17 protein-coding genes are annotated in these 14832 nt (G+C 69.2%); 7 read left to right on the forward strand and 10 right to left on the reverse strand.

All coding sequences use genetic code 11. From position 1 onward, the window contains the following. Window positions 1-2: 2 nt before the first annotated feature. Complete coding sequence (locus tag ABZ404_RS18550; RefSeq protein WP_358832469.1) at window positions 3-134, forward strand: hypothetical protein; 132 nt, start codon at window positions 3-5, stop codon at window positions 132-134. A 9-nt stretch (window positions 135-143) separates the two neighbouring features. Here the strand turns inward: ABZ404_RS18550 and ABZ404_RS18555 are convergent, their stop codons facing one another. Next, entirely contained in the window at window positions 144-1796 is a 1653-nt protein-coding gene (locus ABZ404_RS18555) for an AMP-binding protein (protein ID WP_358832470.1), read from the reverse strand. A gap of 284 nt (window positions 1797-2080) precedes the next feature. On the opposite strand from ABZ404_RS18555, the gene ABZ404_RS18560 reads away from it, so the two are divergent. Further along, on the forward strand, window positions 2081-2719 hold the full coding sequence (locus ABZ404_RS18560) for a hypothetical protein (protein WP_358832471.1): 639 nt from the start codon (window positions 2081-2083) through the stop codon (window positions 2717-2719). A 9-nt stretch (window positions 2720-2728) separates the two neighbouring features. On the opposite strand, the gene ABZ404_RS18565 is transcribed toward ABZ404_RS18560, so the two are convergent. Beyond that, entirely contained in the window at window positions 2729-3175 is a 447-nt protein-coding gene (locus ABZ404_RS18565; RefSeq protein ID WP_358832472.1) for an ATP-binding protein, read from the reverse strand. 212 nt (window positions 3176-3387) lie between these two features. Here ABZ404_RS18565 and ABZ404_RS18570 point away from each other — a divergent pair, with 212 nt between their 5' ends. Then, on the forward strand, window positions 3388-3795 hold the full coding sequence (locus ABZ404_RS18570) for an FKBP-type peptidyl-prolyl cis-trans isomerase (RefSeq protein ID WP_358832473.1): 408 nt from the start codon (window positions 3388-3390) through the stop codon (window positions 3793-3795). Between the two features lie 66 nt (window positions 3796-3861). Here ABZ404_RS18570 and ABZ404_RS18575 read toward each other — a convergent pair whose 3' ends face one another. The 3 genes from ABZ404_RS18575 to ABZ404_RS18585 all read right to left on the reverse strand — a co-directional run bounded on the left by ABZ404_RS18575 (window position 3862) and on the right by ABZ404_RS18585 (window position 7676). Further along, window positions 3862-5946: a phosphocholine-specific phospholipase C gene (locus ABZ404_RS18575; protein ID WP_358832485.1), complete on the reverse strand. Its 2085-nt coding sequence runs from the start codon at window positions 5944-5946 to the stop codon at window positions 3862-3864. 648 nt (window positions 5947-6594) lie between these two features. Further along, window positions 6595-7083: a GNAT family N-acetyltransferase gene (locus ABZ404_RS18580; protein ID WP_358832474.1), complete on the reverse strand. Its 489-nt coding sequence runs from the start codon at window positions 7081-7083 to the stop codon at window positions 6595-6597. Window positions 7084-7235: 152 nt separating this feature from the next. Beyond that, window positions 7236-7676: a hypothetical protein gene (locus ABZ404_RS18585; protein ID WP_358832475.1), complete on the reverse strand. Its 441-nt coding sequence runs from the start codon at window positions 7674-7676 to the stop codon at window positions 7236-7238. A 129-nt stretch (window positions 7677-7805) separates the two neighbouring features. On the opposite strand from ABZ404_RS18585, the gene ABZ404_RS18590 reads away from it, so the two are divergent. The 3 genes from ABZ404_RS18590 to ABZ404_RS18600 all read left to right on the forward strand — a co-directional run bounded on the left by ABZ404_RS18590 (window position 7806) and on the right by ABZ404_RS18600 (window position 9340). Beyond that, complete coding sequence (locus tag ABZ404_RS18590) at window positions 7806-7961, forward strand: DUF6131 family protein (RefSeq protein ID WP_358832486.1); 156 nt, start codon at window positions 7806-7808, stop codon at window positions 7959-7961. Between the two features lie 288 nt (window positions 7962-8249). Then, window positions 8250-8801 (forward strand): hypothetical protein, encoded by a 552-nt coding sequence (locus ABZ404_RS18595; protein ID WP_358832476.1) that lies wholly within the window; start codon window positions 8250-8252, stop codon window positions 8799-8801. 50 nt (window positions 8802-8851) lie between these two features. Further along, entirely contained in the window at window positions 8852-9340 is a 489-nt protein-coding gene (locus tag ABZ404_RS18600) for a hypothetical protein (protein WP_358832477.1), read from the forward strand. A 32-nt stretch (window positions 9341-9372) separates the two neighbouring features. Here ABZ404_RS18600 and ABZ404_RS18605 read toward each other — a convergent pair whose 3' ends face one another. Next, entirely contained in the window at window positions 9373-10203 is an 831-nt protein-coding gene (locus tag ABZ404_RS18605) for a hypothetical protein (protein WP_358832478.1), read from the reverse strand. Between the two features lie 426 nt (window positions 10204-10629). Here ABZ404_RS18605 and ABZ404_RS18610 point away from each other — a divergent pair, with 426 nt between their 5' ends. Next, window positions 10630-11112, forward strand: coding sequence for an SSI family serine proteinase inhibitor (locus ABZ404_RS18610; RefSeq protein WP_358832479.1), 483 nt, complete (start codon window positions 10630-10632; stop codon window positions 11110-11112). A gap of 39 nt (window positions 11113-11151) precedes the next feature. Here ABZ404_RS18610 and ABZ404_RS18615 read toward each other — a convergent pair whose 3' ends face one another. The 4 genes from ABZ404_RS18615 to ABZ404_RS18630 form a co-directional block, all read right to left on the reverse strand. Continuing rightward, window positions 11152-11457 (reverse strand): STAS domain-containing protein, encoded by a 306-nt coding sequence (locus tag ABZ404_RS18615; protein ID WP_358832480.1) that lies wholly within the window; start codon window positions 11455-11457, stop codon window positions 11152-11154. A gap of 568 nt (window positions 11458-12025) precedes the next feature. Then, the gene (locus ABZ404_RS18620; RefSeq protein WP_358832481.1) at window positions 12026-12481 is read right to left on the reverse strand and encodes a VOC family protein; all 456 of its coding nucleotides are present in this window, start codon (window positions 12479-12481) and stop codon (window positions 12026-12028) included. Between the two features lie 121 nt (window positions 12482-12602). Continuing rightward, the gene (locus ABZ404_RS18625) at window positions 12603-14378 is read right to left on the reverse strand and encodes a caspase family protein (RefSeq protein ID WP_358832482.1); all 1776 of its coding nucleotides are present in this window, start codon (window positions 14376-14378) and stop codon (window positions 12603-12605) included. Beyond that, entirely contained in the window at window positions 14371-14814 is a 444-nt protein-coding gene (locus ABZ404_RS18630) for a hypothetical protein (RefSeq protein ID WP_358832483.1), read from the reverse strand. Before ABZ404_RS18630 ends, ABZ404_RS18625 begins: the two co-directional genes overlap by 8 nt. Between the last annotated feature and the right edge of the window lie 18 nt (window positions 14815-14832).

Raw genomic sequence — 14832 nt, forward strand, 5'->3', positions numbered from 1 at the left:
CGGTGACACACCGCCCGGCGCCAGGCCGCGCGGCGGCGGTGCTCACCGACGGCCGCCCGCTCACACACCAGGCCGACATCGACGCGATGAGCCGCTACGCGACCGAGCCCGCCACCGGCCAATTCCGCCGGTGAGAGCACCGCTCAAGGAGTGTCGGATGCCGTGCACGTCCACGCGGCGCGCAGCGCCTTCTTGTCCACCTTGCCGACCTTGGTCATCGGCAGTTGGTCGAGGAGGACCGTCTTCCGGGGCTTGTACAGCTCTCCCAGTTCGGCCGTCACCGCAGCGCCGACCACGTCCGGATCGACGTCAGCGCCCTCGGCGGTGGCCAGGAAGATCTGTACGGCCTCCCCGTAGTCCGCGTCCGGCACACCCAGCGCCGCCGCGTTGAGGACACCGGGCAGCGTGAGCAGGAAGTCCTCCAGGACCCGCGAGTAGACGTTGTCGCTGGTGCTGCCGGTGACGATGATGTCCTTGGCACGGTCGACGAGATAGAGGTATCCCTCCGCATCGAGGTAGCCCATGTCCCCGGTGCGCAGCCAGCCCCCGGAGAACGCCTCTGCGGTGCGCTCCGGGTCCTCGAAGTAACCGAGCATCACGGCTTTGCCCCGGACGCACACCTCACCGACCTGCCCGGCCGGCAGCGCCGCAACACCGTCTTCACCACGGATCTCGATCTCGGTGTCGGATATCGCGCGACCGCAGCTGCGCCAGAGCTCGGGCCTCTGGGCTGCCTGGGAGGCAAGGTCCTCCGCGTCGAACGCGGTGATGCCGAGCGCCTCCGACTGACCGTAACCCTGGCTGATCACGGGCCCGAAGACCTCCACCACTTGCTGGAGCCGGCTGGGCGATGAAGCCGCACCGCCGACGACGATCCGCCGCAACGTAGGAACCGCGCCCGGCTCGCACTCCGGGTGGTCGAGCAACGCGTACAGCATGGGCGGTACGAGCATGGTGGCGGTGATCCGCTCCTCGCGCAGGACCGCCAGCGCCGCACCCGCCTCGAACTCGGGCAGCACGACGAGGGTGCACCCCGTCACCAGCGCCTGGATCGACGTGAGGTGGCCACTGCCGTGCGTGAGCAGCGTGGAGACGAGCACCCGGTCCGTACCCGGGTCCATGTCCGGGAAGAAGCCCGCATGAGGAGCGCCCTCCGGGTCGCCCTTCACGTCTTCCTTCCCGTCTTCCTTCACGAAATCCAGCAGCACGTCGTACAGCCGGTGGCTGTGCGCGGCGAGCTTGGGTCTGCCCAGGGTGCCTCCGGTATAGAGGACGGTGACGGCTTCGTCCGCCCCGGGGGCGGACACGCCGTCGGGGCGCACCACAGGGCACTCGGCTGCCACGGCCAGCAGATCCGTACACCTCTGCTCACAGGGACCGACGCTGAGCAGCACGGGTGCATGGGCGCTGCGGTCTGCCGCCTCGGCGGCACGCTCGGCGAAGACCGGATCGGTGACCACCGCGCGTGCCTTGGACTGCTCGACCAGCGCGGCGAGTTCGCCGGGCCCCGGCTCGGGCGGCAGCAACACCACGCGGCAGCCGATGAGATGGACCGCGAGCTGCACCAGGACGGAGTCCACGCGGTTGGCCAGGAACAACCCCACACCGTCGCCGGGCTCCAACCCCTGCCGCATCAGCGCGTGCCCCAGGCTGAACAGCCGCCGCCGGGCCTCCCCCCGGGTCAGCCGCTGCGAACCCTGGACGAGCGCCTCGGCGACCTCGTTCTCGTGCCAGTGCTTCAGGATGTGGTCCAGGTACGTCCGGGGCGCGGATGCGTCCCGCGAATTAACGATCATGAACACATGCAAGCATGCCCCTCAGGAGCCGTGACCTCACAGGGGGCAACTTCGGCCACCGGCCAGCGAAGCACAGTGCCCCGGTATGGGATGGTTCGCCGACGCTCTACAGCCCGTCGAGCCCTGCCAGCCGATAGATGTATATGGCTCGCATCGGATCAGCCCGACGCAGGAATGGGCATCAGCAAACACACCGCCGGCACGGCAAGGTTGGGCGATTTGCTGGTTCCCGGGTTGCGTGGAACGCTGAAAACAGTACTGAATGTCCGGATCGGAGGCTTCCGATGCGTCTCGGACCATTGACCGCCCTGGTGGCCGTCGTTCTGATCGTCGTCGCATTCGGTGTCGGCGGCGATACGCCGGGTATCGGTGATTCCGGCCCGCAGGTCAGGCTCTACTTCCAGGAGCACGACACCCGGCAGGCCGTCTCCCTCTACCTGCTGGTCCTGGCAGGAGTCTTCCTGGTCTTCTTCGCCGGGAGCCTCCGCCACCACCTCGCCGACTCCGACCGGCACGGCTGGCTGCCCCAAGTGGCCTTCGCCGGAGGAATACTGTCGGCTGCGGGTTTCTGGATCGCCTCCGGCGTGACTCTCGCGCTGATCGACGCAAGCGACAAGCAGAAGGTCGAAGGCCCGGCCCTCCAAGCCATGAACGCCATCGGCAACGACCTCTTCATCCCCTTCGTCGGCGGAATCGGCATCATGGTCCTCGCCGCCGGCCTGGGCACAGCACGCAGCGGGACTCCCCTGCCGCGCTGGCTGGGATGGGCCGGAATCGTGCTCGGCGTCCTGATGTTCGTCCCCTGGGCCGGCTTCATCGCCTTCCTCGTATCGGGGCTGTGGATCATCATGGCCAGCGTGCTGCTTGCCCGGCGGCCACACGTCCCGGACACCGCCAGGGCCTCGAACGTGCCGACGCCCTGACCGCGGGGATCAGCTTCCAGCGGAAGCAGGTGATGCGTGCGGCAGCCTGGGCGCGGGCGGTTGGAAGCAAGCCGTGACGTCCTTGCCGCGGGGGCAGCGGTACACCTGCCAGTCGTCGGCGAGGGCGTCGAGGAGGAGCAGCCCGCGGCCACCGGTGGCCTCTTCACCAGCGTGCCGTGGCTCGGGCACCTGCGGGGACGCGTCGTGGACGGTCACGTGCAGGCATGTCTCGTCCCAGGTGAGGAGGAGCTGGGCGTCGCTCCGGGCATGGACATGGGCGTTGGTGACCAGCTCGGACACGGTCAGCACGACGGAGTCCACCAGATCCGGCGCGGTCCGGTCCCAGCCGAGCCTCGCGAGATGCTCGCGCGTCCAGTCCCTTGCCGTCTTCACGCCGCTGCTGATCGGCAGCGAACGAGCCCACCCGACAGCTTTCAGTGAAGGTTCCTGCGGCACTGTCTCTCCTTCCGCCGATTACGCTGCTGGTCTGCGTCTGCCCGGTGCCGCCGCCTTGATGCGGTTCTGCCGGGCGGCGGCGCGGAACTGGTGGGGGGCGGCGTTGCGAGAGGTACCGCCGTACACGCCGTCGTATCGGGTGTCCGGCTGGTCCGTGCGGGGGCTTCCCGTGGAGCGTGCGGGGACTTCCCGTGGAGAGTGATGAGGTTGCGATGAGTGAACTGACGAAGCCCGAGGTCAACGTCCCGGAGGGTGACGCGCCTACCGAGCTGACCATCCGCGACCTGGTCGTCGGGGAGGGGGCCGAGGTGAAGCCGGGCATGGTGGTCCGGGTCCACTACGTCGGGGTGACCTTCGAGTCCGGGAAGGAGTTCGATGCCTCCTGGGACAGGGGCCGGCCGTTCAAGTTCGCCCTGGGCAGTGGCCAGGTGATCAAGGGCTGGGACCGGGGAGTGAGGGGGATGAAGGTCGGCGGCCGGCGCGAGATCGTCGTTCCCCCGCGTCTCGGCTACGGCAAGCAGTCGCCCTCCCCGTTGATCCCGGCGGGCGCGACCCTGGTCTTCGTGGTGGACCTCGTGGACTCGTATTCCAGCACTGCCGGGTGGAGCAGCGCGTCGTAACCCTGGCCGCCCCGTGCCGCTCCTCGACTTGCGGACGCCACCCGCCACGGCCGGCCGGTCGGCCCGTCAGCCGGAGACGCTCGGGCGGCCGTTCTCGATGTGGCCCATCAGGCGCCTGCGGAACGGGCTCCCGCCGTCCACGGTCACTTCGAGGTCGTACCAGCCGTGCGCGTCGGCGGCCGAGTGGACCACGGTGCGGCTGCGGCCCGCCTTGACCGTCACCGAGCGCTCCCAGTCCCGCAGATCGGCCTCGTCGGCGTAGCCGAGCGGCCGCACGACGAAGGTGACGGGCCGCTTCCCGCGGTTGCGTAGGGTGAGGTGGACGTCGCGGTCATGGTGGTCCAGGTGGGTGGTCACCTCGGCGACATCCGCGCCTCCGGCGCCTTCGAACTCGCGCCGGAAACCGTTCGGCCCGGTCACCGTGAACCGGTAGGCGCCGGTCAGCGGCACGGTCCACCGGCCCTTGCCCCGCACATCCTTGTGCTGCGGCGCGGCGAACTCCTTGGCGTACGGATAGAGCGCGAAGTGGGCGCTGGCCCGGCCGCCATTACTGAGCTGCACCTGGAGGGCACCGCCCGCGACCTTGGCGTACGCGTCCGGCTGGTACGGCAGTGGCCGGGCGGGACGGGTGCCCTCCTCCTGGACGGGCATGTGCTGCCGCGCCGGCGGCTCGGGGCGCCAGCGGCCGCTCAGCGGCGGAATGGGTCCCGGCCGGTGCACCACGGGCTGCGACCTGCCGTGCTTGAAGTCGAAGGCCGACGTCAAGTCGCCCGTGACGGTGCGACGCCAGGCACCGATGTTGGGCTCGCGCACCCCGGTCCAGCGCTCCAGGAACCGGATGACGGAGGTGTGGTCGAAGACCTCGGAGCAGACATAGCCGCCGACGCTCCAGGGCGAGACCACGAGCATCGGCACCCGTGCGCCGAGGCCGGTCGGCTTACCCTGCCACTGCTCGTCCGTCACCTCGGGCGGGGCCACCGGCGGCGGTACGTGGTCGAAGAAGCCGTCGTTCTCGTCGTAGTTGATGAGGACGACGGTGTGCCGCCATACGTCGGGGTGCTTGCCGAGCGCGTCGAGCACCTTGTAGACGATCGTGGCGCTGTGCACGGGCGAGGAGACGCTCGGGTGCTCGGAGTCCAGCGCGGAGGGCACCAGGTAGGAGACCTCCGGCAGGGTGCCGGCGGCGACGTCCTTGCCGAAGGCCTCGGCGAGCGTCCCGGTCGGCAGCCGCCTCAACCCCCGCTCGAAGAGGCTGCGTTCGGCCTTGGTGAGGGTGGCGACGCCCTGGTCGAGCAGCCCGAGGAGCCGCTGGCGCTCGGCGTCGCCCGGGGCTTCGCGTACGACGGAGTAGAAGGACTCCATAAACGTGTGCCCACCCGTCCTGGCCAGCGCCTTGCGGGCGATCGCCTTGAACGTGGTGAAGAACTCGATCTGGTTGTCGGTGAAGTTCTCCCACTCGGTGTACGTCTTCCAGCTGCGCCCGGCCTTCTCCAGCCGCTCGGCGTAGGTGCCCCAGTCGTACCCGGGGTGGGTGCCCTCGTCGTAGGCGTCGTTGCCGACGGCCCGCCGGCCGTCCGGCTCGAATCCCGTCCTGCCGCTCCATAGGTGGTTGCGGTTGGGGCTGGTGGAACTGTGGATGGAGGAGTGGTAGGCATCGCACACGGTGAAGGTGTCGGCGAGTTCGTAGTGCAGCGGGATGTCCTGGCGGTCGTAGTACGCCATGGTCGCGGAGGTCTTGGCGGACACCCAGTTGTCCATCCAGCCCCCGTTCCACGCCTTGGCCCCGCCCGTCCAGGAGTGGTCGAGGGCGCCTATGTACTGGAGGTCCTTCCGCTGGGTGGCGGCGGCGCCGCGCACGGAGAAGGGCAGGACGGTTGCGCCGGGCGCCCCCGGCTGCTCGAACACGGACTGGCCGCCCGGGAGCTGGATGGCGTTGCGGTCGCCGAATCCGCGGACTCCGCGCAGCATGCCGAAGTAGTGGTCGAAGGACCGGTTCTCCTGCATGAGGACAACGACGTGCTTGACCGCGTTCAGGCCGCCGGCCGGAGGTCCCGCGGCCATCGCGGTCTGCAGCGAGGGCGGCAGCAGGGATCCGGCCGTGGCCGCACCGACGGCGCCGCCGCCCAGTGCGAACAGTCGCCGCCGTGAGATGCCGCCTGCGTTGTCCGAGATCAACTGACCCTCCCGAGCCGTGTGGTGTGTCTACGGGGGAACGCTAGTGACCCGGGGTGTCCACCAGAAGACCCCATCACGCCTCCCAGGTGAACGTCCAACAGCCCATCCCCGGAAGTCCAACTACGGGGTGGACCGGTCCGCGTAACTCGTAGGGCCGGGCGGCTCTGTTCCGGCTCGCGGCTCAGGAAGGTCAGTGTGCGGCCGGGGCGGGCTGGACTCTGTCGAATGCGGCTGTTCTGTCCAGCAGGGGTGAACAGCGCGGCCAACGGTCTCGCGCTGATCTTCTACGGAGCCCTGCTCGCGATCACAGCCACAGTGTGGTGGGGCGTCCTCATCGGGTACGCAGGACGCTGGAACCTTACGGTCGCCCTCCTGGGAGGCACAGCCGGGTCCGCGGCCATGGTGTGGGCCTTCGTGGCTCTCCTACAGGTCCCGCACGGCTACCGATGCTGACCGAGGTGCCTCACCGCGGTGATACGTCGAGCATGGGCGTAGCGATAGCGGCGGAGGTGGCCGTCGGACACACCAGGTGGCGAAGCCGACGGTCACCCTACGTATGCCGGGGTCCCGGCCGATTGATCGGCCGGGCCGGCGTGGAGTCGTGCACCACTGAGCTGGAACACGTCACACAGTCGCGGTGACCCCCGACGCGGACAGCTCGACAACGATCTCGTCCCCCTCGACGGCCGTTGGCCGGAACCCCAGCGAGGTGTACAGACGCCCGGCCACCTCGTTGTCCGGGTGGTACGACAGACGAAGAACCTGGCAGTCCGCACGGTCTGCGAGCCAGGCCAGGAGCGTGCGCACCGCTGCCCGCCCCACTCCCCTGCCCTGCTCGGCGCCATCGATCAGCATGCCCCCGATCCAGTACGAGCCGTCCCCGTCGCGACCCCACATGATGTGCCCCACCACCGTGTCGTCGGCGCAGACGGCAAGCGAGTTCCATACTTCTTCACGCATCGACAACAGGAGATAGCGAGCGGCCGAGGGAGCGACGTATCGGCGTTGGTCGTCCAGAGGAGCGACGTCGGCGACGGCCCTCCAGTTCTCGTCGTGCACCTCATGCAGGGCGATGCGCCGCCCCGCCCTGTCCGACAGCCCAGAACTCATCATGGACGGCAGGGTACGAACCCCACGATCAACTCCGCGACCCGTTTACCCGCGACCCGTTTACCCGCGCGGTCGGCCGTCCCCGCCCACAACTCCCCATTCCGGCAATGAGGAATGCTCACCCGTACATGCGCGACGCCCTACCCTGGCTGCGATCAGTGCCTGAACGGGTTCCGCCCCCTCCGGTGCTCAGCGTCCGGGTTGGCGTGCGGGTCGTGCTGGTCATCACCGGGCGCGGCCGTCCCGGTATCGCCCCGCGCGGGCGGTCGGGCCATGCCGTTCCGGTTCAGGTCGTCGTCGCGGCCCGTGCCGCGGTCGAGGGTGTCGTGGCGCGACATCCTGGGTCCGGGCCGCCCGTGGATACCGCGGTGCGAGGCACGGCGGACACCGGCCAGGAGGAGACTGAGTCCGAGCAGACCCACGGCCCCGACGACGATGCCGTAGAGGAAGAGGGTGCCGGTGGAGCCGGAGAAGTCGTAGCCGAATACGGAGAACCCGCCGCTGAGCTCGTGGGCGGCGCCCTCGTTGGCAACAACGCCGGACACCCCGATGACCAGGGCGGCGATCAGAAGGACGAGTCCGAGCAAGACGAACATGGCGCGCTCCAGAGATATGCGCTCTGTTCCCTCCACGGTAGAACCGCGATGTCCGCGACGCGATCGCCCAGGAGCGGATCTAAGCTGGGAGCAGGGGGCATTCCTCCCTTCGTGAGATCGGCGTTCATCATGATCATCCTCGGAATCATTCTGCTGATCATCGGTTACGCGACCAGCATCGCCATCCTGTGGACCATCGGCATAGTCCTGGTCGTCCTCGGCCTCATCCTGATGGTCCTGGGATTCGTCGGGCGCGAGGTGGGCGGTCGGCGGCACTACTGGTAGGCGTCCCCGGCCGGACGCGGGAACCCCGCGCGTTCCCGTCTCACCCTGACGTCGACATCGACATCGATATCGACATCGGTGGGGGCGGCGACGGCAGTACTTCGTCGCCGCCCCCGGGCCGATACGTACTGGCCGACCACGGCAGAGCCGGAGCGCCACCGGATAGCACATTTCGCCCGATATGTGAAATTCTGGAAGGTGGCACCACCAAGGACGGCGGCCCCGGACGGCGACGCAGGCATGCCCCGGCCAAGCCGCTGTGTGCGCTGCCATGGAGTGGAGGATGCGATGTGGACCATCGTCATCATTGTGGTCGCCCTGGTGGTCCTGGCCGCCGTCGCGTTGACCATGCGGACCATGACCCGGCGCCGGCACCTTCGGGAGCAGTTCGGTCCTGAATACGAGCGCGCCGTCCAGACCGGGCAGAGCCGTGGAGCGGCCGAGCGCGACCTCAAGGCGAGGGAGGAGCGGCATCAGTCGTTGGAGATCAGGCCGCTGCCCTCGGCGGTTCGCGACCGGTACACCCGGGACTGGGCCAGCGTGCAGGAACACTTCGTCGACAGCCCCGACCAGGCCGTGGGCGAGGCGGACCGGCTCGTGACCACGCTCATGAGCGAGCGCGGCTATCCGACCGAGAACTTCCAGCAGCAGGAACGGGACCTCTCGGTCGAGCACGCCCGAACCCTGGACCATTACCGCATCGCCCATGAGATCAACGGTCGGGTCGGCACCAGGGACACCACCACGGAAGAGCTACGGAGCGCCATGGTCCACTACCGGGCACTCTTCGAGGAACTGCTGCACGACGGTACCGATGCGGCCGATGAGGAACGCCACTGAGCGCCCACCCGCCGCAGGCGGCCCGCCGTTCCGCACGGAGGTTGAGGGACATGCAGAGAGAAGGACCGTACGGGCACGACGACGCGTACGACGAGCCCGCCAAAGAGACACTTTCCACCGAGGACATCGCCCGGCCCCAGACGGACGAGGTCCTCGCAGCGGCCCCCGACGACGAGGGGAGGGCACCCCGGACCAGACTCACCGACGAGACCGGGGACGAACCGGTCGCGGCGTCCGGCACGGAGCACGAATCCGAGCAGGAGCGTGACACTGCCCCGCTCCTCGGGACCCAGGAGGCGGAGCGGCTCCGTAGCCGGTGGCAGGAGATCCAACAGGGCTTCGTCGATGACCCGAAGCAGTCGGTCCTCGCGGCGGACGGACTCGTCGCCGAGGTCATGCAGCTCCTCGCCACCACGTTCGCCGACCACAAGCAGGGACTGGAAAGCCAGTGGCACCGAGGTGAAGAGGCCGCCACCGAGGACCTGCGCCTGGCCCTGCGCCAATACCGCTCGTTCTTCGACCGCCTCCTCAGCACCTGATCATCCCGCGTTCCGGGTATGTTCGCGCGCGCCTACGCACCGCCGGACGTGAAAGTGGTGAGCGGAAGGGCTGCGACGTCTTTCGCGGGTCGGGACAGGTAAAGGGCTGCATGGAAGTAGCCCTCGGTCTCCTTGCCGCGTGGATCCTCACCGGCGGCCGTCACCGCGGCCGTGGCGTACCGCTGCTCATGCACGCTGGTGAAGCGGCGCTGCGGATAGCTCAAGGCGGCCGCTTTCTCGGTGGTGAGGCCATACGGCGTCAGCCCGTCGGCGATGGGGCGGTAGGAGCAGGTGCGCAGAACGAAGGCCGCGACCCACACCTGCTCATGAGCGGCGGCGAGGAGCGGTTGGAAGGTACGGGGGGACAGGAAGCTCGCTCCGCCCGTGAGGGTGACCAGGAGGGTTGGCTGCGCGGCGTGCCGGAGAGCGGGGGTGGGGGGAGCCGCTTCGAGGTTCTCGGCGAACCCTTCGTCCAGCAGACCGACGGCGCGTGCGTAGGAGATGGCGTTCGCGGCGATGTCGAGTCCGATCACCCGGTGCGTGTCCGGCAGTCGGTGAGCGGCGTAGTAGGCGCGGTCCCACGCGATCAGCTCCTCCGTGGTGAGCGCTGCGGCTCGCGGCGACGTGTAGTGCTCGTACAGGTCGGCCATCGTCAGGCTGTGGTTGAGAAGAGCCGCGTTGATGCCGTAGGAGCAACAGATGTCCAGCACGGTGACGGGGGCGCGGGCGGCTCGCCTGCGGGCGGCGGCGAGGCGCCGGAAGACCTCTTGTGCATGGTGAGGCGTCTGATAGTCCCAGTTGCCCAGGAGGCGGAAGAAGGGCCTGGGGTCCGGCTGGTCGTACACCTCGTCGAACGAGGTCATCTTCACTTGGCCGCAAGCGGCCGAACCGCCGGATGCGGCTGACTCGAGGTCTTCGTGGCCAACGCGCCGCGCATGGGTCATCAGTGTCCTTTCCCTGACCGGGGAGGGGCCGCCTTGCGTCTCGGCAAGGAATACCGGCTCGCCGGGAGGCGGGGAAGAGAACACCTGCGAATCCAGCCAAGTCCCCGGTCGCGTCTCGACGCGTGGTCGGAGCGACACCATGGGGAACGCAAACGTTCATTCCCAGGAGTTCGTGGCGCGGGTGCCTGGCTGTCAGGTCGGCCACCGCGGCGCTTGGGACGCCCTGCTGAACCGGGTTGCTGAGGATTTCCCCCACTCCTGCGTGGTCCTAACGGATGACGCGACGCCCCTCCCGTTCGGATGAGCGGGCTCACGTAACCGGTGTGTTCTGCCGACGCCGAAGACATGCCTCGTTTCTCTCCCCCCGCGAAGACCACGCACCCACTTCCTCTCGCCCTGGTCGCACTGACGCTCGCCGCCACGCTCGCTCCCGTCCCCACGTACGCCGCCGCCCCTACCGGTAACTGGCTTCAGCTCAGTACCACCACTGGCGACAGCCACACCTCCAGCACCCGGGGCACCCTGCTCCAGTGCCCACCCACCACCCAGGGCCACCACCCCCGGGCAGCCGAAGCGTGCGCGCAGCTCACCGCTGCCGACGGACGTATCCGCCACATCGGCGAAATCCCCCCGCAGGACATCCCGTGCGACCTCGGCTACACCCACGTCACGGCCCAGGCACTGGGCCAATGGAACGGGCACCCGGTGCGGTACCGGGAGACGTTCGCCAACCAGTGCGAGATGTACGCGCGGACGGGCGCGCTGTTCGCACTGGACAAGCAGGCCCCCCGCACGCCCGGGCACGAGGGTGCGGCACTCGGGGCGTGAGTCAGGGTGGGGAGCGCCGGGCGCGCGCCCCGTTCCGACTCAGGCGGCTCCGAGCGGTCGTACCGGAAGTGCTTCGCTGATGCCGGCGGTGATGGTGAAGGCGGTGGTGGTGCCGGTGAGATCGAACAGGCGCTGTAGCTGGGCGGACAGGGGACCGGCGAGGACCAGTTCGCCGCGGCGGCGAGCTCGCAGCAGGACGGTCAGCAACGCGCAGTCACCGAAGCCGCAGCCGGAAAGATCCACGACGATCCGTTGCTCGCGGGCGCACAGCAGCGTGTAGTCCAGGGCGGGGGCCGTCTCGATGTCGACCTCGCCGGTGACCCGCACCAGTTGCGTCCGAGCCACGCTCGTCTGCACGATGTGGGCCCGCCTCCGCTTCGGCACCGCGCAGGCGGCGGCGAAGACAGCGGGGCCCGGCAACAGGCAACGGAATGTACGCGGGCCTACGTCGTTCGCCATCTGAGCCGTCCCGGCTGGAAGGGAAGCTACTCCCCCTCCGCAACGCCGTGCCGGCAAGGAAGCCCGCGGCCCGCTACTAAGGGGCCGCGCGGTTGAGGAGGACCGTACCCAGGGCGCCCCTCCCGTCGGGGAAGGACGCAATAGCGCGGTGGACACCAACGGCTGACACCACCGTACGCTCATCCGCGTCCCTCGGACAGGGCGCCCGACGGCGCATCAGCCCGCGCCCGCACGCCCCAACGCTCGGTCGGAGTGGGCGAGTTGGCCCGCGCCCCCGCTTGATCCGGGCTCCCGGAACCAGCCTGCTGCCCTGAGCCGCGCACATCAGTTCGTGCCGCTCGACTGCTCCGCTGCTCGATGGCAGGGGCCGTTCTGGTCCGCCGTTCTGGTCCCTGGTGGGCGATTGGCCCCTTGCTCGGCCAGCGCATGCAGACGGATGGCTCAGACGGATGGCTCAAACAACGTCGAATTCGTTGCCCTCGGGGTCCCACAGGGCGGCGGCGTAGAGCCCCAGGTCCGGCTCATCCTTGATCCGCAGCACGGTGGCACCCGCTGTGACCAGCCGTTCCACCGTCGCCTCGACCCGCTGTACGCGGACGTCCAGGGGAACGTCACGGCCCCCGCCGACCTTGAGGTCGAAGTGCCACCGGTTCTTGGCGGCCTTCGGCTCCGGAACCTGCTGGAACCACACCCTCGGCCCGCGGCCCGCCGGGTCGATGATGGACTCCGGAAGGTCCCCGGCACCGGCCGGCAGCTCTGTCTCGGGCACCCCCATGGCGGCCCAGTAGGCGCGCCACGTAGCATGCCCGGCCGGCGGGGGCTCAGGCACGTAACCCAGGGCCTCGGCCCAGAAGGTCACCATCCTCTGCGGGTCGGAGCAGTCGATCGTGAGCTGCACTGTCATCTCCATGCCCAGAGCATCCCAGGCAGGTCTGACAGACGGTCCGCGTGCGCACCATCCCCATGCGCCGCACCGCGCCGAGCCTCGTCAGGGGCGCGCTCTGGTCCAAGGCCGCCTGCTGAACGTCCCGCTACTGTCGCCCGCTGTCGGCACGGGTACCCCTGGGAAGCGGTCGGTGGTGGCGGATGGCCCGGTCGAGTTCGAAGCTGTAGCAGTACTTGACCCGCCCGACCGGCCAGAGGGTGCCCTGCGGGGAGCGGACGAGCACCCCCTCCCCCGGGTGGCGCAGACCCATCACCTCCACGGGCAGCGGGTCGTCCGGGGCAAGGGGCGCTTCGCACGGCGGGATGCTGTTGAAGAAGCCCGACGGCAGCGCCAGCATGTAGTCCTCGGACCACAGGTACGTGTGTTCCTTGGGGGGAATCGTCACCGGCACCCCCTCTTCGGAGACGACGGTGTACGCGGGTTCGACGTAGGCGTTCAGCAGCATGCGGCACACCGGCAGCTCGGGGATCTTGACCAACCGCAGGAGTCGGAAGCGAGCCCAGACCCGGGAGGCGAAGACGCCCACGGACAGCCCGCTGACGAGGGCGAGGACGAACGGGTAGACCGGTATCTGGTCGGGAACGTGCGGAGTCATCACCCGTACGGTCATCACCACCGACAGGGCGAAGGCGATCAGCGATCCCGCCAGCATCCAGGGGGCACGCGTGAGCATGCGGTACGTCCGGTCATGGGTTTTGAGCACGATGTGGGTGGCATCGGTCTGGGTCGGTCGCCGTGTGGTGGGCCAGTCGCTGGTCGCGCGTGCCTTCTCGAAGGCCTTCAGCTGCTCCGCCGTCCAGGTGACCGTTCCGCCGGCGTCGTCGGGCAGAGGGAACCGCACGTCACCGTCCGGGGTCACGGTGCCGGTCAGGCGTACCCGCTTGCGCCGGTGTCCGAGCGGGTGGGCGGCGAACCACCACCCCCGGACCTCGTCGCCGCTCCGCGCCGCGAGGAGTGCGTCCAGGTAGACGCTCAGCGTTCCCCGCAGGCCGGGCAGCAGTACGTGCATGGCCCCGGTGAAGTGGCATTCCACCGGAGGACGTTGGTTCGGCCCCCTGGTGGGTGCGAACACGGGGCAGGTGTCCACGGTGGCTTCGTACGCGGGTTGCCCCTCCGGCTCGGCGGCGGTCCGCTCGACCGGCACAGGTCTCCGCGCCAGCACTATGTCCTGGGTGTGTTCCTCCGTCTTGCAGTACGGCCGCTGGCCGGTACCGCGCAGTGCGTCGTCCACGTAGCACCACACCTGGTGGGCCGTGGCATAACCGTTGCGTCCCACCGCTCCGTGCCGTAGCGCAGCCACGAGGTGGCGGGTGAACAGGCTCGGCTCGCCGTCCCTGGGCGCGTCGTTGGCGATGCCGCGCCGTTCGCAGCTGCTCATGACGAACCGTCCGCGGCCCCCGAAGGGGGCTGCCACGGCAGGCCCCTTCGCGTCGGTCGCCCGGCCGCTGCAGCAGCAGTCGAGGACGACGATGATCGCGCGTGCGGGACAGTCGTCCATCAGGTCGGTGACGTAGGAATGCGCAACCGCCCGCAGTCCCCTCCTGGCGAGGGTCGTGTCCTGGGTGCACAGGAAGAGCCGACCGCGCGTGTCCAGCAGGCCGTGACCGCTGTAGTAGAGCAGTAACTGGTCCTCGCGCGCCGCCCCGTCGAAGAAGTCGTACAGCGCCTCCTCGACCTCCTGGCTGCTGCGGTCGAGGAGTTCACTCACCTGCCAGGGCAGCCCCACCTCGGGATCGGTCAGCGCGGCGGCCAGCTCCCTGAGGTCGTTCGCCGGGCCCCGCAGTGAAGCCAGTGCCGGTTCATCCGGGTAGTCGGCGTTGCCGATCAGCAGGGCGCGGTACGGCAGGGGCGCCTCAGCCAACAGAACCGCCGTCCGGCGACGAGTCGCCCTGGGGCGGAGCGGGTTCTTCCTCTCCTTCCCCACCGCCGAACTTGGAGCGCAACCAGGTCTCCACGGTCGCCTGCAGGGCGGCGTTGTCGCTGTTCCTGGTCGTGACGGTCAGCCTGCTCTCCTCGCCGCCTTCTTCCCATCGCAGATGGACACTGCGGTCGCGGCTGTTCGCGAGCCAGTCCCTGATGACCGCACCGACCACGTAGACGGCCGACGGGACGATCACCAGGACCACCTGGGGCAGTCCCCCGCTCTTGGCACCCGGCTCCCCCGCCGTGGCCCGCGCCTCCATCTGGACTTCCCTGCTCAGTTCGTCCAGGAGAAGACGCACCTGGGACAGCCACCTGCTGTCGTCGGCGTCGAAGCGGTCGCTGGTCGCCGTGATAGGTACGTACAGCTTCTGCACCGTGCACCACCCCCGGAG

The organism is Streptomyces sp. NPDC005878, assembly GCF_040629815.1.
In the GTDB taxonomy this organism is placed as follows: Bacteria; Actinomycetota; Actinomycetes; order Streptomycetales; family Streptomycetaceae; genus Streptomyces.

What these genes read in the sequence shown, in the direction of transcription:
- ABZ404_RS18580 (WP_358832474.1), bottom strand. Translation starts at nt 7,083, where the DNA reads ATGATGAGTTCTGGGCTGTCGGACAGGGCGGGGCGGCGCATCGCCCTG.
- ABZ404_RS18555 (WP_358832470.1), bottom strand. Translation starts at nt 1,796, where the DNA reads ATGATCGTTAATTCGCGGGACGCATCCGCGCCCCGGACGTACCTGGAC.
- ABZ404_RS18600 (WP_358832477.1), top strand. Translation starts at nt 8,852, where the DNA reads ATGCAGAGAGAAGGACCGTACGGGCACGACGACGCGTACGACGAGCCC.
- ABZ404_RS18620 (WP_358832481.1), bottom strand. Translation starts at nt 12,481, where the DNA reads ATGGAGATGACAGTGCAGCTCACGATCGACTGCTCCGACCCGCAGAGG.
- ABZ404_RS18560 (WP_358832471.1), top strand. Translation starts at nt 2,081, where the DNA reads ATGCGTCTCGGACCATTGACCGCCCTGGTGGCCGTCGTTCTGATCGTC.
- ABZ404_RS18605 (WP_358832478.1), bottom strand. Translation starts at nt 10,203, where the DNA reads ATGACCTCGTTCGACGAGGTGTACGACCAGCCGGACCCCAGGCCCTTC.
- ABZ404_RS18585 (WP_358832475.1), bottom strand. Translation starts at nt 7,676, where the DNA reads ATGTTCGTCTTGCTCGGACTCGTCCTTCTGATCGCCGCCCTGGTCATC.
- ABZ404_RS18590 (WP_358832486.1), top strand. Translation starts at nt 7,806, where the DNA reads ATGATCATCCTCGGAATCATTCTGCTGATCATCGGTTACGCGACCAGC.
- ABZ404_RS18570 (WP_358832473.1), top strand. Translation starts at nt 3,388, where the DNA reads ATGAGTGAACTGACGAAGCCCGAGGTCAACGTCCCGGAGGGTGACGCG.
- ABZ404_RS18610 (WP_358832479.1), top strand. Translation starts at nt 10,630, where the DNA reads ATGCCTCGTTTCTCTCCCCCCGCGAAGACCACGCACCCACTTCCTCTC.
- ABZ404_RS18595 (WP_358832476.1), top strand. Translation starts at nt 8,250, where the DNA reads ATGTGGACCATCGTCATCATTGTGGTCGCCCTGGTGGTCCTGGCCGCC.